Below are 20,200 nucleotides of genomic sequence, written 5' to 3'. Positions count from 1 at the left end.
ACTAGGTCCGTGCGCGAATATCTGTTGATGGCGTTGGTGGCGGCCGCGGTGACCTACCTGCTGGTCCCGGGGGTCCGGATCTTCGCCATTCGCATCGGCGCGATGCCCGAGGTCCGCGACCGGGACGTGCACACCACCCCGACCCCGCGGCTGGGCGGCCTGGCCATGTACGGCGGGCTGGTGGCGGGCCTGCTGGTCGCCCGGAGCCTGCCGTACGCCGGGGGGCTGCTGGCGGACGCGGAGGTGGCCGACGGGAACGTGGTCGTGGCGCTGATCCTGGCGGGCGGCCTGATCACGCTGACGGGCTTCCTGGACGACTGGTGGGGCATGGACGCCTTCATCAAGCTGGCCGGGCAGATCGGGGCGGCGGGCGTCCTGGTCGCCTTCGGGGTGAGCCTGCCCTGGCTGCCGCTCCCCAGCGACCTGGGCGGAGCCTACGTCCTCGACTCGACGCTGGGCCCGGTGATCACGATCATGATCGTGGTGGTCATGATCAACGCGGTCAACTTCGTCGACGGGCTGGACGGGCTGGCCGCCGGGATCGTCGGCATCGCGGCGATGGCGACGTGGACTTACTCCATCGTCCTGTCCAGCGACAACGGGGACACCACCATCAACGTCACCGCGGCGGTCGCCTCGGTGCTCATCGGCGTGTGCCTGGGCTTCCTGCCGCACAACTTCCACCCCGCGAAGATCTTCATGGGCGACACCGGGGCCATGCTGATCGGCCTGGTCCTGGCCTCCACCATGATCACGATCACGCCGCTGGACTCCAGCGCCATCAACGACTTCCCGGTCGTGCTGCCGCTGCTGATCCCGATCGCGATCCTGGTGCTGCCGCTGCTCGACCTGATCATGGCGGTGATCCGGCGCACCTCCAACGGGCTCTCGCCGTTCGCCCCCGACCGGGGCCATCTGCACCACCGGCTGCTGGACATCGGCCACTCGCACCGCAGCAGCGTTCTGATCATGTACGCCTGGACGGTCCTGTTCGCCTTCGCGGTCGTGGCGATGTCCGTCGTCGGCGTCCCGCTCCTGCTGTTCCTGTTCGCCGTGCTGCTGGCCGTCGGAGGCCTGGTGCTGGTGGCGCTGCCGCGCTGGCGTTCGCGCCGGAACGGGGGCGGGAAGGGGGCGCACGCCGCCGGGCGCCACGCCCGCCCGGACGAGGCGTCCGCCGAGCAGACCGCCCAGGCCGTCCCGGTTCCGCCCGCCGCGCGGGAGGCGTGGCCCCCGGCGCCCGCGGCCTTCCCGCAGCCCCTGACCGCGCCGGTGCACTCCGCGGCCTTCCCCGGGGACGCGGACGCCCCTCCGGCCGGTCCGGCGTCCGCGGCGCAGCCTTCATGGCCTCCGGCCGGTCCGGCGGTCCCTCCCGCGGCCGGTCCGGGCGACGACACGGCGGTGCTGTCGGCCGTCCCCCGCCTGCCGGCGCCGTCGCGGCCCGCCGCCCGCGGTTCGGCGGCGGGGTTTCCCAGCCCGTGAGACGACCCGTCCGGCACCGACCGGCAACCTGTAGATCGTTTACTTGAAACGGCAGGTAAAGGCGCTCTTCAAGAGCTTGTGATAGCTTTCACTAGCAGGCGTTCGACAGCTCGAGCCTGCCAGGTAGCAATCGCTCGCTTGACAACAGCCATCTGGAGTGCCGATGCAGGCCAATGACGTGCGCGTCCTGAAAGGGGCCGCGATACCCACCGCGGTCGTGGGCGCGGTGGTCATCGGCGCCGCCGCCCTGCTCGCCGGCGGCGCGGGGGTCCTGGGCGCCGTGATCGGCCTGGCGACCGTCGCGGTCTTCTTCACGGTCGGCCTGGTCGCGGTCTCCTACGCCAGCCGGGTCTCCCCGGCCGTGATGATGGTCGCCGCGGTCACCACCTACGCGGTGAAGGTCCTGGTCATCATGGCGCTGCTGAAGACGTTCGAGAGCGCCACGGCGTTCGAGCCGGCGGCCTTCGGCTGGTCGGCGATCGTCTGCACCGTCGTCTGGACCGCCGGGGAGATGCGCGGCTTCGTGAAGACGAAGATGCTCTACGTCGACCCCGGTTCCCCGGGTTCCCGGGCGGGATGATCTCGGTGCGGCGTATGATGGCCCCGGCCGGGCCCGATATGACTAGTCAACATCCCGACTGCTATTGTCATGCCCGCGATGAGCGAACAAGAACGCAGGCCGGAGGACGACGGCCGCGACTTCGCCGACGCCGCCTGGTCAATCCCCAGCTACATCCTCTCCGGGATCATCCTGTACGGCGGTGCGGGCTGGTTGCTGACCCGGTGGACCGGCGTGGCGGTGTTCACCCCGATCGGAGTGATCATCGGTGTCGTTCTCGCGATCTACCTGGTCTACCGGAAGTACGGTCGTTGACCTCACGCGGTGATCGCCTCGCGGAGGAAGCAGTCTTGATCCATTACCACGTTGAAGGGAACGCCGCGTGAAGGCGCTGACGGTCCTCGCCGCCCCCGAGGAGTTCAAGGCTCCGGGCCCCGAACTGTTCGATATCCCGCCGGTCGTCTCCGGCGTGGCCTGGCTCACCAAGCCGGTCCTGCTCGCGCTGCTGAGCTCGCTCGTGGTCGTGGTCTTCTGCTGGTCGGCCTTCTCCAAGCCGAAGCTCGTGCCCCGGGGCGTCCAGAACGTCGCCGAGTACGGCTACATGTTCGTCCGCGACCAGGTCGCCCGGCCCTTCCTGGGCAAGGACGCCGACCGCTGGATGGGCCTGCTGCTCAGCATCTTCTTCCTGGTCTGGGTCTGGAACCTGATGGGCGTCGTGCCCTTCCTGCAGTTCCCGGTGGCCTCGCACATCGCCTTCCCGATCGTGCTCGCGGGCACGATCTACCTGCTCAAGATCTACCTGGGCATGAAGCACCAGGGGCCGATCGGCTACTTCAAGAACATGATGTTCCCGCCGGGACTGCCCAAGCCGGTCTACATCCTGATGGCGCCGCTGGAACTGCTCTCCAACCTGGTCGTGGCGCCCTTCACCCACGCGGTGCGACTCTTCGCCAACATGTTCGCCGGCCACCTCATCCTCGCCTTCTTCAGCGCGGTCGGCTTCTGGTTCCTCTTCGAGCAGCTCAGCCCGCTCGGCGCGCCCGTCGGCGTCATCAGCGTCGTCATGACGATCGCGATGACCGGGCTGGAGCTGTTCATCCAGTTCCTGCAGGCCTTCCTGTTCGCGATGCTCGCGGCGATGTACATCGGCGGCTCCCTGCACGCCGAGCACTGACGAACCGCACCAAAGACCCTTCCCCCCTGAGTCCAGACCGGTGGGATCCCAGTCCACCGGCCGTCCCGAAAAGGAAATGACATGAGCGCCCAGTTCCTCGCTGAGGTCACCGGCAACATCGGCTCGATCGGCTACGGCCTGGCCACCCTCGGCCCCGGCATCGGCGTCGGCCTCATCTTCGGCAACGGCCTGCAGGCCATCGCCCGCCAGCCCGAGGCCTACGGCCTGATCCGCCAGAACATGCTCCTCGGCTTCGTCCTCGTCGAGGCGCTCGCCCTGATCGGCCTGGTCGCGCCGTTCATCTACCCGGCCTCCTGATCGCAGACACACCCTGACGGAAGGCTGCATCGATGACAATCGCAGCTAATCTCCTGGCGGCGGAGGAGAGCAGCCCTCTCCTCCCGCACATGTACGAGCTGGTCGTCGGCGGCTTCGCGTTCCTCTTCGTCGTCCTCGTCGTCGGTAAGATCCTCACCCCGCGCATCCAGCAGACGCTGAACGAGCGGACCGAGGCGATCGAAGGCGGGATCCAGAAGGCTCAGGACGCCCAGGCCGAGGCCAAGGCGCTGCTCGCGCAGTACAAGGAGCAGCTCGCCGAGGCGCGGCACGAGGCGTCCCGCCTGCGCGAAGAGGCCCGCGAGCAGGGCGCCCAGATCAAGGCCGAGCTCCGCGAGGAGGCGCAGGCCGAGGCCCGCCGCCTCATCGAGGCCGCGCACGCCCAGATCGAGGCCGACCGCCAGCAGGCGTTCGCCCAGCTCCGCGCCGAGCTCGGTCGCCTGTCGATCGACCTGGCGGGCCGCATCGTCGGTGAGTCCCTCGAGGACGAGGCGCGCCAGCGCCGCACCGTCGACCGGTTCCTGGAGGAGCTCGAGTCGAGCAACGCGGCGGTCCGCTGATGACGGAGCGAACCCGACGCAGTGAGCGGAGCGGCTCGCGAGGTACGAGCGGGCCGCGCAGCGAACGAGGAGGGGTGAGCGACCGATGAGAGGGCTGAGCAGGGCCTCGCTGGCCGAGGTCGAGGAGCGCTTCAACGCCGTGGCGGGAAGCGCGGACCTCGGCACGCTGGCCGATGAGCTCTTCGCGATCGCCGACCTGTTCGACCGCGAGCACGGGCTCCGCCGGAGCATGTCCGACGTCGCCCGCCCGGCGGCGCAGAAGGCCCAGATCCTCCAGGTCCTGCTGGAGGGCAAGGTCGGCGCCGCCGCGCTGGAGACGGCCGTCGCGGCCGTCTCCGCCCGGTGGGCGCGCGCCGGCGACCTGGCCGACGCGCTGGAGCGGCTCGGCGTCGTCGCCGCCGCGGCCGAGGCCGAGGCGCAGGGCAGGCTCGACGACGTCGAGGACGAGCTGTTCCGGTTCGGGCGCATCGTCGCCTCGAACCCGGAGCTGCACCGGACGCTGGCCGACCCGGCCGCGCCCGCGCAGGGCAAGCGCGAACTGCTCGGCTCGCTCCTCGGCGGCAGGGCCACCCCCACCACCGTCCGCCTGGTGACCCAACTCGCGGTGCATCCGCGAGGACGTAGCCTGGACGGTGGGCTGGAGGAGTTCGGTCACCTGGTCTCCGCGCAGCGGCAGCGTCTCGTCGCGGTGGTGCGCAGCGCCGTCGCGCTCTCCGAGGAGCAGAAGCAGCGGCTGGCCACATGGCTGCGCACCTCCTACGGCCACGACGTTCACCTGAACGTCGAGGTGGATCCGCGAGTGCTCGGTGGGTTCTCCGTCCGCATCGGGGACGACCTCATCGACACCACCATCGCGGGACGAATCGAAGAAGTCCGCCGCCGGTTGGCCGGCTAGGCGAATAGGGAGACTGAAGAGAGATGGCGGAGCTTACGATCCGGCCGGACGAGATCCGGGACGCGCTTGAGCGCTTCGTCCAGGCGTACGAGCCGGAAGGCGCCGCGCGTGAGGAGATCGGGACCGTCGTCGACTGCGGCGACGGCATCGCCCATGTCTCCGGCCTTCCCTCGGCGATGGCGAACGAGCTGCTCGAGTTCGAGGACGGCACGCGTGGTCTGGCACTGAACCTGGACGTCCGGGAGATCGGTGCCGTTATCCTGGGCGACTTCAGCAACATCGAGGAGGGCCAGTCGGTCCGCCGGACGGGCGAGGTCCTGTCCGTGCCGGTCGGCGACGCCTTCCTCGGCCGCGTGGTCGACCCGCTGGGCAACCCGCTGGACGGCAAGGGCGCCATCGAGTCCGAGGGCCTGCGCGCCCTCGAGCTCCAGGCCCCCTCGGTCGTCCAGCGCCAGCCGGTCAAGGAGCCGCTGCAGACCGGTCTCAAGGCGGTCGACGCCATGACGCCGATCGGCCGCGGACAGCGCCAGCTGATCATCGGCGACCGCGGCACGGGCAAGACGGCCATCGCCGTGGACACCATCCTCAACCAGCGGGAGAACTGGCTCTCCGGTGACCCGGACAAGCAGGTCCGCTGCGTCTACGTCGCCGTCGGCCAGAAGGGCTCGACGATCGCCCAGGTCAAGGGCCGCCTCGAGGAGGCGGGCGCGATGGAGTACACCACCATCGTCGCCGCCCCGGCGTCCGACCCGGCCGGCTTCAAGTACCTCGCGCCCTACACCGGTTCGGCCATCGGCCAGCACTGGATGTACCAGGGCAAGCACGTCCTCATCATCTTCGACGACCTGACCAAGCAGGCCGACGCCTACCGCGCCGTCTCGCTGCTGCTGCGCCGCCCGCCGGGCCGCGAGGCGTTCCCCGGCGACGTCTTCTACTTGCACTCGCGCCTGCTGGAGCGCTGCGCCAAGCTCTCCGCCGACATGGGCGGCGGCTCGATGACCGGTCTGCCGATCATCGAGACCAAGGGCAACGACGTCTCGGCGTTCATCCCGACCAACGTCATCTCCATCACCGACGGCCAGTGCTTCCTCGAGACCGACCTGTTCAACTCGGGCGTGCGCCCGGCGATCAACGTCGGTGTCTCGGTCTCCCGCGTCGGCGGCTCGGCCCAGGTCAAGGCGATGCGGAAGGTCGCCGGCACGCTGCGCCTGTCGCTCTCGCAGTACCGCGACCTGGAGGCCTTCGCCTCCTTCGCCTCCGACCTGGACGCGGCCTCCCGCGCCCAGTTGGAGCGCGGCCAGCGCCTGGTCGAGCTGCTCAAGCAGTCCCAGTACAGCCCGTTCCCGGTGGAGAAGCAGGTCGTCTCCGTGTGGGCCGGCACCACCGGTGAGCTGGACGACGTCCCGGTCGAGGACATCCGCCGCTTCGAGGCGGACTTCCTGGACTACCTGGGCCGCGAGCACAAGGGCGTCTTCGACGCGATCCGCGAGACCAAGGACCTGTCGGACGACACGGTCACGACCCTCAAGGACGCGATCACCCAGTTCAAGAAGGGTTTCGAGACCTCCGCGGGCGAGCTGCTGGTCAACGAGGAGCCGGTCGCGGCGCTCGGCGCCGAGAAGGTCGGCCAGGAGAAGATCGTCAAGCACGTCAACGACGAGAAGAAGTAGCCGATGGGTGCCCAGCTAAGACTGCTGCGGCGGCGGATCAAGTCGGTAAAGTCCACCGCCAAGATCACGCGTGCCCAGGAGCTCATCGCTTCGTCGCGCATCGTGAAGGCGCAGCAGCGGATGCAGGCGGCCGTGCCGTACGAGCGCGAGATCACCCGCGCCGTCTCGGGCGTCGTCAGCAACACCGCCAGCGCCGACCACCCGCTGACCACGGCGAAGGAGCAGCCGCGCCGGGCGGCCGTGCTCATCGTGACCAGCGACCGCGGGTTCTGCGGCGGTTTCAACGCCAACATCCTGCGCGAGGCCGAGGCCCTCGGCGGCCTGCTGCGAAGCAGGGGCATCGAGCCCGTGCCGTACGTGGTGGGGCGCAAGGGCATCACCTGGCACAGCTTCCGCGGCCGGGAGATGGGCGGGCAGTGGGGCGGGTTCTCCGACAACCCCTCCTACGGCGACGCCAAGGAGATCGCCGACGCGCTCATCGCGGCGTTCTCGGCCGACGACGGGATCGACGAGATCCACATCGTCTCGACCGAGTTCGTCTCCATGCTGACGCAGGAGGTCGCGGTCAAGCGGATCCTGCCGCTGGCGGTCGTGGAGACCGCCGAGAAGCCGGAGACGCCGCTGCCGTACTTCGAGTTCGAGCCCACCGCGGCCGAGGTGCTCGACTCGCTGCTCCCCCGGTACGTGGAGTCGCGCATCTTCAGCACGCTGCTCCAGTCCGCGGCCTCCGAGCACGCCGCCCGCCGCCGGGCCATGAAGTCGGCGACCGACAACGCCAACGAGCTCATCCGCGTGTTCACCATGCAGATGAACCAGGCTCGCCAGGCCGAGATCACCCAGGAAATCAGCGAGATCGTCGGTGGCGCCAACGCGCTGGCTGACGCCGCAGCGGGGAAAGAGTGAAATGACTGCAGAGACTGTGGAGAACGTCGCGACCGGCGTGGGCCGTGTCGCCCGAGTCACCGGTCCCGTCGTCGACGTGGAGTTCCCCGTCGAGGCGATGCCCGACATCTACAACGCCCTGAACGTCGACGTCACCGTCGGCGGCGAGACCAAGACCCTGACCATGGAGGTCGCCCAGCACCTGGGCGACAACCTGGTCCGGGCCATCTCGATGCAGCCCACCGACGGCCTGGTCCGCGGCGCGGCGGTCTCCGACTCCGGCGCGCCGATCTCGGTGCCGGTCGGCGACGTCGTCAAGGGCCACGTGTGGAACGCGCTCGGCGAGTCCCTGGACGTGCCGACCGCCTCCCTGAAGGTCACCGAGAAGTGGGGCATCCACCGTCCCTCCCCGGCCTTCGACACCCTCGAGTCGCGCACCGAGATGCTGCCCACCGGCATCAAGGTCATCGACCTGCTCACCCCGTACGTCAAGGGCGGCAAGATCGGCCTGTTCGGCGGCGCGGGCGTCGGCAAGACCGTTCTGATCCAGGAGATGATCCGCCGCGTCGCGCTGAAGTTCTCCGGAACCTCGTGCTTCGCGGGCGTCGGCGAGCGCACCCGTGAGGGCAACGACCTCTGGCTGGAGATGGAGGAGGCCGGCGTCCTGAAGGACACCGCCCTCGTCTTCGGCCAGATGGACGAGCCGCCGGGCACCCGTCTGCGCGTCGCCCTGTCCGCCCTCACCATGGCGGAGTACTTCCGGGACGTGCAGAAGCAGGACGTGCTCCTGTTCATCGACAACATCTTCCGGTTCACCCAGGCCGGCTCCGAGGTGTCCACCCTGCTCGGCCGCATGCCGTCCGCGGTGGGCTACCAGCCGACCCTGGCCGACGAGATGGGCGTGCTGCAGGAGCGCATCACCTCGACCCGCGGTCACTCGATCACCTCCATGCAGGCGATCTACGTCCCCGCGGACGACATCACCGACCCGGCCCCGCACAACGCGTTCGCGCACCTCGACGCGCAGACCGTGCTCTCGCGGCCGATCTCGGAGAAGGGCATCTACCCCGCGGTGGACCCGCTCGACTCCAGCTCCCGGATCCTCGACCCGCAGATCATCGGCGAGGAGCACTACCGGGTGGCCCAGGAGACCAAGCGGATCCTGCAGAAGTACAAGGAACTGCAGGACATCATCGCGATCCTCGGCATCGACGAGCTCTCCGAGGAGGACAAGGTCACGGTCAACCGGGCCCGCCGCATCGAGCGCTTCCTCTCCCACCCGATGTACGCCGCCGAGGCGTTCACCGGCCAGCCGGGTGAGTTCGTGCCGCTGGACGAGACCATCGCGTCCTTCAAGGGCCTGTGCGCCGGCGAGTACGACCACCTGCCCGAGCAGGCGTTCTTCATGGTGGGCGGCATCGAGCAGGCCATCGCCAAGGCCAAGGAACTCGCCCGCTAGTCGCCTTAGGCGCCGGTACGGCTGCGCGCCGTACCGGCGTCTGGTTCGAAAGGAACTGAGGAGAAAGTGGCGAAGCTGCGAGTAGGCGTCGTCTCACCGGAGCGGGAGATCTGGTCCGGCGAGGCCGACATGGTGATCGCCAAGACCGTCGACGGCGAGATCGGCATCATGCCCAGGCACACGCCGATGCTCGGCGTCCTCGTCGAGGGCGGCGTGCTGACGGTGAAGCGCGGCGGTGGCGAGCCCGACCTCGTCGCCGCGGTCCACGGAGGCTTCCTCTCGGTGGCGGACGACGAGGTCTCGATCCTGGCCGAGGTGGCCGAGCTCGGTTCCGAGGTCGACGTCGCCAGGGCCAAGAACGCCCTGGACCGCGCCCAGGCCTCCGTCGAGGCCAACATGGAGGCGGCGGACGCCGCCGCGCTGAAGCGCGCCCGGGCCCGGTTGCGCGCGGCAGGCGAGGAAGTCGGATAAGTTCTGCTTCTGAGCGGTGCTGGTTCTGGGGGCGGCGGACATGATGGCGCGTGACGTACTCATCGTGGCGGCGCTGCTCGTCGCCCTCCTGCTCGTCCGGACCCTGGTCCTGATCCGCTCCCGGGGCTCGGTGCTGTGCTGCCTGCGCCCGACGCCGGGGGAGCGGGGCTGGCGGGTGGGAGTCGCCCGTTACGCGGAAGGCCGCCTCAAGTGGATTCCGCTCGTAGGTCTGCTGCCGAGGCCGCGCCACGTGATCGTGAGGCGCGGCCTCGTGGTTTCCGGGCGCCGGCGGATCGGCTCCGGTGAGTTCTTCGGGTTCCTGGAGGGCGTGACGGCGCTGGAGTGCCGCAGCGGCGCGTTCAGCTTCGAGCTGGCCATGGGCTACCGGGCGCTGACCGGGTTCGTCGCCTGGCTGGAGTCCGCTCCGCCCGGCGCCCACCTCGACGTGGCCTGACCGCCCGAGCGCGGCCGCGGGGGCGTTCCGGCCCGCTGCGGCCCCGGTACGGCGGGGGCCGCAGCGGACCCGACCCGGGAGGTCAGCGGGTGCCGCCGGGCTTCCAGAGGATCTCGTCGCCGCCCGCCGCGACGCGGCAGAGGATGAACATCAGGTCGCTGAGCCGGTTGAGGTACGTCGCGGTGAGCGGGTTGACGTCCTCGTGGGCCTCCAAGGCCGACCAGACCGTGCGCTCGGCCCGCCGGACGACGGTGCGGGCGACGTGCAGCTGGGCGACGGCCGGGGGGCCGCCGGGGAGGATGAAGCTGCGCAGCGGCGTCAGGCGCTCGTTGAACTCGTCGCAGCGGGCCTCCAGCCACGCGACGTAGGACTCCTCGACGCGCAGTGGGGGGAACTCGGGGTCCTCCGTGACCGGGGTGCACAGATCGGCTCCGACGTCGAACAGCTCGTTCTGGATCCGGGTGAGGACCGCGGCGACGTCGTCGTCGAGCGTCCCGTGGGACAGGGCCACGCCCAGCGCCGCGTTGGCCTCCTCCACGTCCGCGTAGGCGGCCAGGCGGGGGTCGGTCTTGCGGGTGCGGCTCATGTCGCCGAGCGCGGTGGTGCCGTCGTCTCCGGTACGGGTGTAGATCTTGGACAGCACCACGGGGTTGTCTCTGTCGGCTCGCGTCATGAACATCAGCGTATCGGGCAGAAAAATCACATGGTCATTCGCATAGCGGACAATATGATTTAGTGATGTCTTCTGGTTCTTACCTGCGATTTCCCCATCTTTCCGGCGAACTGCTGACGTTCGTCGCCGACGACGACGTCTGGGCGGCCCCCGCGGACGGCGGCCGGGCGTGGCGCCTGTCCTCCGACCGGGCCCCGGCGGGGCACCCCCGCCTCTCGCCCGACGCCACGAAGGTCGCCTGGACGAGCGTCCGCGACGGGGATCCGGAGGTGTTCCTGGCCGATCTGGAGACCGGCTCCGCCGAGCGGCTGACCTACTGGGGCGACGTCCGGACCCGCACCCGCGGCTGGACCCCGGACGGCCGGGTCCTGGCGATCAGTTCGGCCGGCCAGCCGTTCGCCTCGCAGACCTGGGCCTACACGCTGGACGGCGGGCGGGCCGAGCGCCTGCCGTACGGTCCGGTCGCCGACCTGGCGGTCACCGGGGACCCCGGCGGCTCCGGAGACGGCGGAAGCGACGAGGGCGGGAGCGCGGTGGCGCTGCTCACCGCGGCGCTGGCCCGCGACCCGGGGACCTGGAAGCGCTACCGCGGCGGCACGGCGGGCCGCCTGTGGATCCGGTCGGGGGGTGGCGGCTTCACCCGGCTGCTGGCCGACGTGGACGGCCACTTCGCCAGCCCGATGCTCGTCGGCGGGCGGCTGGTCTTCCTCTCCGACCACGAGGGCGTGGGCAACCTCTACTCGGTGGCGGCCGACGGCACCGGCCTGCGCCGGCACACCGACCACGACGTCTTCTACGCCCGGCACGCCACCACCGACGGGACCCGGATCGTCTACCAGAACGCCGGGGACCTCTACGTCCTCGACGGCCTGGACGCCGAGACCCGCAGGCTCGACGTCCGGCTCGCCTCCCCGGTGCGCGGGCGGCAGCCGCGGACGGTGAGCGCCCGGTGGCTGCAGGACCTGGCCGTGGACGCGACCGGGCGGGCCGGCGCGGTGGAGATCCGGGGCACGGTGCACTGGCTGACCCACCGGGACGGTCCGGCCCGGCAGCTCAGCTCCGCGCTCGCGGCGGGCCGGCCCCGGATCCTGGGCGCCGGCCAGGTGGTGTGGGTCTTCGACGACGGTGAGACGCAGGGCCTGGAGATCGGCCCGGCCGGCGGCGGGGAGAGCCGCAGGATCGCCGCCGGCAAGCTGGGCGAGGTCGGCGACCTGGCCGTCGCGCCGGACGGCCGCACGGTCGCGGCGGCGGCCCGGGACGGCCGGCTGCTCCTGGTCGACGTGGCCTCCGGCGAGGTCGTCGAGCTGGCCCGGGCCAACGGCGAGATCGACGGCATGGCCTGGTCGCCGGACTCGGCCTGGCTCGCCTGGTCGCACCCCGAGGCCACGCCGCTGCGCCGGATCCGGCTGGCCCGGGTGGTGGACCGGGTCGTGCACGACGTGACCGACGGCCGCTTCGTGGACGTCTCGCCCGCCTTCACCGGCGACCACCTGGCGTTCCTGTCGCGCCGGGGGTTCGACCCGGTCTACGACGCGCACTCCTTCGACATGTCCTTCCCGTACGGCTACCGCCCCTATCTGGTGCCGCTGGCGGCCTCCACCCCGTCGCCGTTCGCGCCCAGCGTGGACGGGCGGCCGGTGGCCGAGCCGGAGGACGACGACAAGAAGGACAAGAAGGACGAGACGGTCGTCACCGTGGACGTCGAGGGGATCGCCGCCCGGGTGGTCCAGGTGCCGGTGCCCGAGGGGCGCTACTCGGAGCTGCGCGCGGTCAAGGGCGGGTTCGTCTGGCTGCGCGAGCCGCTGGCCGGGGAGCTCGGCGAGGACCGGGGTGACCTCGACGGCGAGTCCCCCCGGCCCGCGCTGGACCGCTACGACCTGGCCAAGCGCACATGCGAGGAGATCGTCGACAGGCTCGACTGGTACCGGGTGAGCGGTGACGGGACCCGCCTCGTCGTCTCCGACAAGGGCGAGCTCACGGTCCGCCCGGTCGACGGCAAGGGCGACGGCGTGACCGTGGACCTGTCGCGGATCCGGATCACGGTCGACCCGGTGGCCTACCGCCGGCACGCCTACACCCAGCTGGGCCGCCGGATGCGGGCGGACTTCTGGGTGGAGGACATGGCGGACGTCGACTGGGAGGGCGTGCTGGAGGAGTACCGGCCGCTGGTGGAGCGGGTCTCCACCGACGACGACTTCGCCGACCTGCTCTGGGAGGTCGTCGGGGAGCTCGGCAGCTCGCACGCGTACGTCATGCCCGCCCCCTGGGGCGTCCCGGCGGCCGGACCGGTCGGCCTGCTCGGCGCGGACCTGTCCAGGAACGCCGAGGGGCGCTGGCAGATCGACCGGGTGCTGCCGGGCGAGTCGTCGGACGTGCACGCCCGCTCGCCGCTGGCCGCGCCGGGCGTGGGCGTGCAGCCGGGGGAGACGCTGCTGGCGGTCGACGGCCGTCCGGTGCCGCCGGAGGGTCCGGCGCGGCTCCTGGTGGGCGCCGCGGACAAGCCGGTCGAGCTGACGCTGGGCGGCGGACGGCGGGTGGCCGTCACCCCGCTCCGCGACGACCGGCGGCTGCGCTACCAGGACTGGGTGGCCGCGCGGCGGGCGCACGTGCGCGAGCTGGGCGGCGGACGCCTGGGCTACCTGCACATCCCGGACATGGTCGCCGAGGGCTGGGCGCAGTTCCACCGGGACCTGCGCCGGGAGATGGCCTTCGAGGGGCTCGTGGTGGACGTGCGGGGCAACCGGGGCGGCCACACCTCCGAGCTGGTCATCGAGAAGCTGCTGCGCCGGGTGATCGGCTGGGACATGCCCCGCGGCCTCGCGCCGATCACCTACCCCGAGGAGGCCCCGCGCGGGCCGCTCGTCGCGGTCACCGACCACAACGCCGGCTCCGACGGGGACATCGTCACCGCCGCCTTCACGATCCACAAGCTCGGCCCGGTGGTCGGCACCCGCACCTGGGGCGGCGTCATCGGGATCGAGGACGACCACCGCCTGGTCGACGGGACCTCCGTCACGGTGCCCCGGTACGCGTTCTGGTTCGAGGGGCTCGGCTGGGGCGTGGAGAACCACGGCGTCGACCCGGACGTCGAGGTGGACATCACCCCGGACGACTGGGCCGCCGGGCGGGACCCGCAGATCGAGGAGGCCGTACGGCTGGCGCTGGCCGCCCTGGCCGAGCGTCCCGCGGCGACCCCGCCCGACGTCGCGGCACGTCCCTCGCGCCGCCGCCCCGCCCTGCCGCCCCGGCCGTAGGGACCGCCCCGGCGGTGTCCGGCGGCCCTCCGCCGCCGGACATGACATCTGTCATACGGATCATCCGCAAGATCCATGTCCCTCCGGTGATATCGATGACTACCTGGGGATACGCCGCTGGAAGAGGATTTTCCCCATGAGGACACCACAGCTTGCGGACAGGGTCGGCGCCGCCTCCGGCGGTCTGGACGACGTGATCGAGGTCGGCGGACTGCGGCAGCGCTACGGCGACTTCGAGGCCGTGCGCGGGATCTCCTTCACCGTCCCCCGGGGAGAGGTCTTCGCCCTGCTCGGCACCAACGGCGCGGGGAAGACCACCACGATGGAGGTCCTGGAGGGTTTCCGGCCCGCCACCGACGGCACCGTGCGGGTCCTCGGCCTCGACCCGGTGCGGCAGCAGCGCGAGCTGCGCCCCCGGGTGGGCATCATGCTGCAGGAGGGCGGCTTCCTCGGCGACCTCACCGTCGCCGAGACGGTGGACCTGTGGAAGGGGCTGAGCGAGGACGCCGGCCGCCCGGTCACCCTGTCCGGCGGCGCCGAGCTGCCCGGACGCCTCACCCTCATGGGCCGGGTGCGCGGGGTGGACCGGGCCACCATGGGCGCGCTGGAGCTGGTGGGCCTGGAGAGCAAGGCCCGGGTCAAGGTCAAGCAGCTCTCCGGCGGCCAGAAGCGCCGGCTCGACCTCGCGCTCGCGGTGCTCTCGGCGCCCGAGGTGCTCTTCCTGGACGAGCCGACCACCGGGATGGACCCCGAGGCGCGCCGGACGACCTGGAAGGTGATCGAGGACCTGCGGGACGCGGGCACGTCGGTGCTGCTGACCACGCACTACCTGGAGGAGGCCGAGCGCCTCGCCACCCGGCTCGCGATCATGCACGAGGGCCGGATCCACACCCACGGCACGGTCGAGGAGGTGGTGGCCGCCTCCGGCGACCGCATCGCCTTCCGGCTCCCCGGCACCTCCTGGACCTTCGGCGACCTGCCGGTGCTGGACGGCGTCGCCCCGGTGCTCACCTACGCCGGCGGAGGCGACGGGACGGCCGCCCGGCCGGCCGCCGGCTCCCCCGCCGCGCCCTCCACCGCGCCTTTCACCGAGGTGGTCTACACCTTGACCGGCGCCGACACCGAGACCCGCGCGCACGCCGCGCTCCGCCCGCTGATGGCCTGGGCCGACGGCCGGGGCGCGGCCCTGGAGCGGCTGGCCGTGCGCCGGGGGACGCTGGAGGACGTGTTCATGCGGGTGGTCGGGGAGCAGCGGTGAGAGCGGCGTGCCGGGAACGAATCACCCACGGATCGACGGGAAGCGGGAAGTGACCATGAAGACCGATGTGCTGCACGCCGTACGGCTGGCGAGGCTCGACCTGACCCTGGTGGCCCGCAACACCACCGTCCTGTTCAACGTGCTGCTGCTCCCGCTCCTGATGGCCTGGATGTTCACCGGGGCGCAGGGCGGAGCGGAGGTCGCGGGGGTGCCGGGCGGGGCCTTCGTCCTGACCGGAGTGCCCGGCCTGATGCTGGGCTTCGCGGTCTTCATCAACCTGGTGAACTCCTTCACCGCGCGCAGGGAGGAACTGGTGCTCAAGCGGTTGCGCGGGGGCCAGCCGTCCGCGCTGGCGGTCATGGCCGGCAGCGGGCTCGGCGCGCTGGCGCTCCTGCTCGGCCAGATGGCGCTGCTGGGGATCTGGCTGCACCGGACCGAGGGGGTCCTGCCGGCCAACGTGCCGCTGATCCTGCTCGCCGCGGTCCTGGGCGTCATCGTGTTCGCCCTGCTCGCCGCGGCCTTCTCCGGCCTGACGCCGAACGCGGAGATGGCCCAGATCACCGTGCTGCCGGTGCTGATGGTCATGCTGCTGGGGGCGCCGATCGCCTTCCCCCTCGATGTGCTGCCCGGCCCGCTGGGCACGGTCTCCGGCCTGCTCCCGGTGACCCCGGTGGTGGAGATGATGCGCACCGGCTTCCTGGGCGCCGACCACTTCTCCAGCGGCGGCGAGGCGCTGAGCACGGCCGGGCAGTGGGTGGCCGCGCTGCCCTCGATCGGGATCATGGCCGTCTGGATCGGGGTGACCGGGCTGCTGGCCAGGTGGCTGTTCCGGTGGGAACCCCGGCACGGCTAACGTTGGTCGCCGGATGACGACGAAGACGGACGAACGGGGGGCGGGGCGCCTGCGGCGCCTCGTCCCCGCGGCGCGCCCGCGGCGCCGCGCGCGCTCCCAGGTCGAACGGCTCCGCCGGCTGACCGCCTGGATGCTGGGCATCGGGATCTTCCTGGCCTGGATCGGCCCGCTCGGCTGGTTCACCGGCGGCACCCGGCCGGTCCCGGTCTCCTCCCTGGCGCTCGGGCTGCTGGGGCTGGCGGCCTTCACCGCGCTCCAGACACGGATGATCAGAGCGGCCCTGGACGGAGCCGCGGCCCACCGGGAGGTGGCCGCCTCGGGCGCGGTGGCGCTGGCCGTGCTGCTGACCCAGGACGGGCACCTGCTGGCCTGGGGGCTGATCGCCCCGGCCTGGGCGGCGGGCGCGGCGCTGCTGCTGAACCGGTCCGCCACGTTCGCGGCCACCGTCGCGGCGACGGCGGCCGGGGTGTTCTTCCTGTGGCCGGACACCTGGACGGCCTTCTACCCGGACCGGGAGGCGTTCGGCGGCGCGATCGGCGGCTACGTGGCGGCGTCCCTGACCGTGCCGTGGATGAACCGGTTCCAGCTCTGGTTCTGGGAGGTGGTCCGGGCCGCGGAGGCCGGCAAGGCGGCGCAGGCGCAGCTGGCCGTGACCGAGGAGCGGCTCCGCTTCGCCCGTGACCTGCACGACCTGGTCGGGCACAGCCTCTCCGCGATCGCGGTCAAGAGCGAGGTCGCGGCCAAGCTGGCCGGCCGCGACACCACCCGTGCCGCGGCCGAGATGGACGCGGTGCGCGGGCTGGCCCGGGAGGCGCTGAAGGAGATCCGTACGGCGGTGCGCGGCTACCGGACGGTCGACCTCGGTGCGGAGTTGCGCAGCATGGTCGCGGTGCTGGAGGCGGGCGGCATCCGCTGCACCCTGGAGACGCCGCCGGAGGGCGTGCCGGAGGAGGGCGCCGGCCTGCTGGCCTGGGTGGCCCGCGAGGGCACCACCAACGTGCTGCGGCACAGCGCGGCGACCCGCTGCCGGATCTCCGTGGCGGTGCGCGACGGCACGGCGGTGCTGGAGATGGTCAACGACGGCGTGACGGGGGCGGCGGCCCGCGGGGGCACGGGCCTGATCGGCCTGTCGGAGCGGCTGGCCCCCTCGGGCGGCACGGTCACCGCCGGATCCGGGAGACCGGGGGAGTTCAGGTTGCGGGCGACGGTCCCGCTGGAGGGAGCACGATGATCCGGGTCCTGCTGGCCGACGACGAGCACCTGATCCGCGAGGCGATCGCCACGCTGCTCGGGCTGGAGCCGGACATCGAGGTCGTGGCCCAGGTGGGCAGGGGCGACCACGTGGCGCAGGCCGTACGGGAGCACGGTCCCGACGTGATCGTGCTGGACATCGAGATGCCGGGCATGGACGGACTGAGCGTGGCCGAGACGCTGCCGGGGCACGCCGTGCTGATGCTGACCAGCTTCGGCCGGCCGGGCTACCTGCGGCGGGCGCTGGCGGCGGGGGTGCGCGGCTTCGTGCCCAAGGACGCCTCCTCCGACGAGCTGGCGGCGGCGATCCGCAAGGTCCACGGGGGAGGGCGCTACCTCGACCCGGAGATGGCGGCCTCGGCGATGATGGCGGGGGAGAGCCCGCTGACCGACCGGGAGCGGGAGGCGCTGGCGCAGGCGGCGCGGGGCGCCTCGGTCGGGGAGATCGCGGCCGCGCTCCACCTCACCGAGGGCACCGTCCGCAACTACCTGTCCAGCGCGATCACCAAGCTGGGCGCCGCCAACCGGATCACGGCCATCCGGGCCGCCCAGGAGAAGGGCTGGCTCTGACCGGCGGGCTCCGGCTCGGCCGGCCGGCGACCGGCGGAAGATGTGCACGGTCGACCGGCGGGCTCCGGCTCAGCCGACCAGCGACCGGCGGAAGATGTGCACGGCCGTGCCGATCAGGCGGTCCACCGGCGGCGGGTCGGCGGACAGCGTCCACTCGATGAGCAGCTCCTGGACCACGCCGAGCAGGCCGAGCACGACCAGGCGCGGTTCCACCCCGCCCGTCTCCGGCAGCTCGAAGAGGCTGGTCTCCAGGATCCGGCAGAAGGCCGCCGAGGTCTGCTGCCGGGACGCGGTGAAGCCGTGGTCGGCCCGCCGCACCTCCAGATACATGATCCGGGCACGGCGCCTGTCCTCGGTGATGAACCGGATGTACTCCGAGATGCCCGCCTCGATCCGGCCGGGCAGCGTGTCGGGAGCCCGTTCGACGGCGTGCGCCACCGTCTCCAGGGTCTCCCGCACGCACCGGTCGTACACCACCAGCATCAGCTCGTCGCGGCTCTCGAAGCACTCGTAGAACGCGCGGTTGGAGATGCGCGCGACGGTGCAGAGCTTCTCGATCGTGGTGTCGGGGAAGCCGAGCTCGGCGTACAGGACGTAGGCCGCCGAGATCAGGCGCTCCCGGCGTTCCGCCAACCGTTCCTCCGCTGTCATTCCCCTATAGGATCGGCCATTCATGCAAGCCCTCGCTGCGGGGGAGGGCTTGACAAGTCCATGCATATTCGCTTCCACCTCATGATCTTCGCTCCCCGAACCAACTATTATGGGTGCAAGATCCTTTTTGGGGAAGGGGTCGGCCGTTATCGCTTCCGGCGACCGTGCAAGAAAGTCACAAGCTTCACCACTTGGTCAAGTTCCTTCTGCCCGCGGGTGAACGACGTGAGGTTCATTCCGGGCAGGGTGAAGCGCTGCCGGGAGATCCCCTTGGGCCGGGCGAACTCGCGCAGGCCGTCCGCGCCGTGGATCCGGCCGAAACCGGAGTCGCCGAGACCGCCGAAGGGCAGGGACGGCACCGAGGCGAAGGAGATGACCGAGTTGATCGCGGTCATCCCGCTGCGCATCCGGCGCGCGAGCGCCACCGCGCGCCGCGCGTCGCCGGAGAAGATCGTCCCGGCCAGGCCGTACGCGGTGGCGTTGGCCTTCTCCAGCGCCTCCTCCGCGTCGGCGACGCGCTTGACCGTCACCGTCGGGCCGAACGTCTCCTCGCGGACCGCCGGGGAGTCCTCCGGCACGTCCTCCACGATCACCGGGTCCACGTACGGCGCGCGCACCGACTCCGGCCCGCCCACCACGGCCCTTCCGCGCGCGACGGCGTCGTCGATGTGCCGCCGGATGACGTCCAGCTGCGCGGGCATGGTGATCGGGCCGTAGTGCTCGCCCGCTTTGAGCGCGGCGGCCCGCCCGGTCAGCTCCCGCATGAACGCGTCGTAGACCGCGTCCACCACGTAGACCCGCTCCACCCCGACGCAGGTCTGCCCGGCGTTGGACATCGCGCCCCACAGCGCCGCGTCCGCCGCCGCCCGCACGTCCGCGTCGGCGTCCACGATCAGGGCGTCCTTGCCGCCGCACTCGGCGACCAGCGGCGTCAGGTTCGCCGCGCACGCGGCCATCACCCGTTTGGCGGTGGCGGTGGAGCCGGTGAAGGCGATCTTCTGCACCCCCGGGTCGCCCGCCAGGGCGGCGCCCGTCTCGCCCAGGCCGGTCACCGTGCGGAACACCGGCTGCTCGGGCACGGACTCGGCGAACAGCTCGGCCAGCAGCACCCCCACCCCCGGCGTCAGCTCGCTCGGCTTGAACACCACCGCGTTGCCCGCCGCCAGCGCGTAGGCGATCGAGCCCATCGGGGTGAACACCGGGTAGTTCCACGGCCCGATGACCCCCACGACCCCCAGCGGCTGGTACTCCAGCGTGGTCGCGAGGTTGGCGCCGACCAGGCCGGGGAAGACCCGGCGCGGACCGAGGACCCGGCGCGCGTTGCGGGCCGCCCAGTCGAGGTGGGTGATGGTCAGGATCACCTCCAGCGCGGCGTCGGCCTCCGGCTTGCCCGTCTCCCGGTGGACCGCCTCGGCGATCCGGGCGAGGTCGCGGGTGACGACCGCCTTGTAGTCGAGCAGCCGCCGCCTGCGCTCGGTCCAGCCCAGTCCGCCCCACCACCGCGCGGCGTGCGCCGCCTCGGCCACGGCCGCGCGTACGGCCGCGGCGTCCTGGATCGGATGGGTCCCGACGACGGTTCCGGTCGCGGGGTCGAGGGAGTCGAAGGTGCGCTGTTCGGTCGCCGTGGACATCACGGATCTCCTCGCGTGCGGAGCGAACACCCGGCGGCGGCGCGCTCCCGAGGGGCGCGGCCGGCCGAACGGGCACGGTGGGCCCACGATAGACCGGGCCCGCCCATGAGGTAAACCATC

Annotated in this window: 20 protein-coding genes; 17 read left to right on the top strand and 3 right to left on the bottom strand. The window is 71.7% G+C overall.

Features of this window, described 5'->3' with window-relative positions; all coding sequences use genetic code 11:
• The first annotated feature begins 9 nt into the window (after nt 1–9).
• The 12 genes from HS045_RS02175 to HS045_RS02120 all read left to right on the top strand — a co-directional run bounded on the left by HS045_RS02175 (nt 10) and on the right by HS045_RS02120 (nt 9,939).
• Complete coding sequence (locus tag HS045_RS02175; RefSeq protein ID WP_196449489.1) at nt 10–1,479, top strand: MraY family glycosyltransferase; 1,470 nt, start codon at nt 10–12, stop codon at nt 1,477–1,479.
• A gap of 163 nt (nt 1,480–1,642) precedes the next feature.
• Entirely contained in the window at nt 1,643–2,059 is a 417-nt protein-coding gene (locus tag HS045_RS02170; RefSeq protein ID WP_196449488.1) for a hypothetical protein, read from the top strand.
• A 78-nt stretch (nt 2,060–2,137) separates the two neighbouring features.
• Complete coding sequence (locus tag HS045_RS02165) at nt 2,138–2,353, top strand: AtpZ/AtpI family protein (protein WP_230883392.1); 216 nt, start codon at nt 2,138–2,140, stop codon at nt 2,351–2,353.
• A gap of 67 nt (nt 2,354–2,420) precedes the next feature.
• The gene (gene atpB, locus HS045_RS02160; protein ID WP_196449486.1) at nt 2,421–3,212 is read left to right on the top strand and encodes a F0F1 ATP synthase subunit A; all 792 of its coding nucleotides are present in this window, start codon (nt 2,421–2,423) and stop codon (nt 3,210–3,212) included.
• Nucleotides 3,213–3,293: 81 nt separating this feature from the next.
• The gene (gene atpE, locus HS045_RS02155) at nt 3,294–3,530 is read left to right on the top strand and encodes an ATP synthase F0 subunit C (protein WP_196449485.1); all 237 of its coding nucleotides are present in this window, start codon (nt 3,294–3,296) and stop codon (nt 3,528–3,530) included.
• Nucleotides 3,531–3,562: 32 nt separating this feature from the next.
• Nucleotides 3,563–4,108 carry a F0F1 ATP synthase subunit B gene (locus tag HS045_RS02150; RefSeq protein WP_196449484.1) on the top strand — a complete coding sequence of 182 codons (546 nt, stop codon included), beginning with the start codon at nt 3,563–3,565 and terminating at the stop codon, nt 4,106–4,108.
• Between the two features lie 85 nt (nt 4,109–4,193).
• Nucleotides 4,194–5,003 carry a F0F1 ATP synthase subunit delta gene (locus HS045_RS02145; RefSeq protein ID WP_196449483.1) on the top strand — a complete coding sequence of 270 codons (810 nt, stop codon included), beginning with the start codon at nt 4,194–4,196 and terminating at the stop codon, nt 5,001–5,003.
• Nucleotides 5,004–5,026: 23 nt separating this feature from the next.
• Nucleotides 5,027–6,673, top strand: coding sequence for a F0F1 ATP synthase subunit alpha (gene atpA, locus HS045_RS02140; RefSeq protein ID WP_196449482.1), 1,647 nt, complete (start codon nt 5,027–5,029; stop codon nt 6,671–6,673).
• A gap of 3 nt (nt 6,674–6,676) precedes the next feature.
• On the top strand, nt 6,677–7,576 hold the full coding sequence (locus HS045_RS02135) for a F0F1 ATP synthase subunit gamma (RefSeq protein WP_196449481.1): 900 nt from the start codon (nt 6,677–6,679) through the stop codon (nt 7,574–7,576).
• A gap of 1 nt (nt 7,577) precedes the next feature.
• Nucleotides 7,578–9,014 (top strand): F0F1 ATP synthase subunit beta, encoded by a 1,437-nt coding sequence (gene atpD, locus HS045_RS02130; RefSeq protein ID WP_068894845.1) that lies wholly within the window; start codon nt 7,578–7,580, stop codon nt 9,012–9,014.
• A 66-nt stretch (nt 9,015–9,080) separates the two neighbouring features.
• Nucleotides 9,081–9,485 (top strand): F0F1 ATP synthase subunit epsilon, encoded by a 405-nt coding sequence (locus HS045_RS02125; protein WP_196449480.1) that lies wholly within the window; start codon nt 9,081–9,083, stop codon nt 9,483–9,485.
• Between the two features lie 16 nt (nt 9,486–9,501).
• Nucleotides 9,502–9,939 (top strand): DUF2550 domain-containing protein, encoded by a 438-nt coding sequence (locus HS045_RS02120; protein ID WP_307827351.1) that lies wholly within the window; start codon nt 9,502–9,504, stop codon nt 9,937–9,939.
• 82 nt (nt 9,940–10,021) lie between these two features.
• Here the strand turns inward: HS045_RS02120 and HS045_RS02115 are convergent, their stop codons facing one another.
• Nucleotides 10,022–10,612, bottom strand: coding sequence for a cob(I)yrinic acid a,c-diamide adenosyltransferase (locus HS045_RS02115; protein WP_196449479.1), 591 nt, complete (start codon nt 10,610–10,612; stop codon nt 10,022–10,024).
• 65 nt (nt 10,613–10,677) lie between these two features.
• On the opposite strand from HS045_RS02115, the gene HS045_RS02110 reads away from it, so the two are divergent.
• The 5 genes from HS045_RS02110 (at nt 10,678) to HS045_RS02090 (ending at nt 17,798) form a co-directional block, all read left to right on the top strand.
• Nucleotides 10,678–13,866: a S41 family peptidase gene (locus HS045_RS02110; protein ID WP_196449478.1), complete on the top strand. Its 3,189-nt coding sequence runs from the start codon at nt 10,678–10,680 to the stop codon at nt 13,864–13,866.
• A gap of 136 nt (nt 13,867–14,002) precedes the next feature.
• Nucleotides 14,003–15,124: an ABC transporter ATP-binding protein gene (locus tag HS045_RS02105; RefSeq protein ID WP_196449477.1), complete on the top strand. Its 1,122-nt coding sequence runs from the start codon at nt 14,003–14,005 to the stop codon at nt 15,122–15,124.
• A gap of 55 nt (nt 15,125–15,179) precedes the next feature.
• Nucleotides 15,180–15,977, top strand: a complete 798-nt coding sequence (locus tag HS045_RS02100) for an ABC transporter permease (protein ID WP_196449476.1) — start codon at nt 15,180–15,182, stop codon at nt 15,975–15,977.
• Between the two features lie 13 nt (nt 15,978–15,990).
• The gene (locus HS045_RS02095; protein WP_196449475.1) at nt 15,991–17,208 is read left to right on the top strand and encodes a sensor histidine kinase; all 1,218 of its coding nucleotides are present in this window, start codon (nt 15,991–15,993) and stop codon (nt 17,206–17,208) included.
• The gene (locus tag HS045_RS02090; RefSeq protein WP_196449474.1) at nt 17,205–17,798 is read left to right on the top strand and encodes a response regulator transcription factor; all 594 of its coding nucleotides are present in this window, start codon (nt 17,205–17,207) and stop codon (nt 17,796–17,798) included. The genes HS045_RS02095 and HS045_RS02090 overlap by 4 nt, the downstream gene beginning before the upstream one ends.
• Before the next feature lie 69 nt (nt 17,799–17,867).
• Here HS045_RS02090 and HS045_RS02085 read toward each other — a convergent pair whose 3' ends face one another.
• Together HS045_RS02085 and HS045_RS02080 are read right to left on the bottom strand one after the other, a co-directional pair.
• On the bottom strand, nt 17,868–18,449 hold the full coding sequence (locus HS045_RS02085; RefSeq protein ID WP_230883391.1) for a TetR/AcrR family transcriptional regulator: 582 nt from the start codon (nt 18,447–18,449) through the stop codon (nt 17,868–17,870).
• A 146-nt stretch (nt 18,450–18,595) separates the two neighbouring features.
• Nucleotides 18,596–20,080 carry an aldehyde dehydrogenase family protein gene (locus tag HS045_RS02080; RefSeq protein WP_196449472.1) on the bottom strand — a complete coding sequence of 495 codons (1,485 nt, stop codon included), beginning with the start codon at nt 20,078–20,080 and terminating at the stop codon, nt 18,596–18,598.
• Nucleotides 20,081–20,200: the final 120 nt, after the last annotated feature.

The organism is Planomonospora sp. ID82291, assembly GCF_015711645.1.
Lineage (GTDB): Bacteria > Actinomycetota > Actinomycetes > Streptosporangiales > Streptosporangiaceae > Planomonospora.
This window is presented reverse-complemented; position numbering and strand designations above follow the sequence as displayed.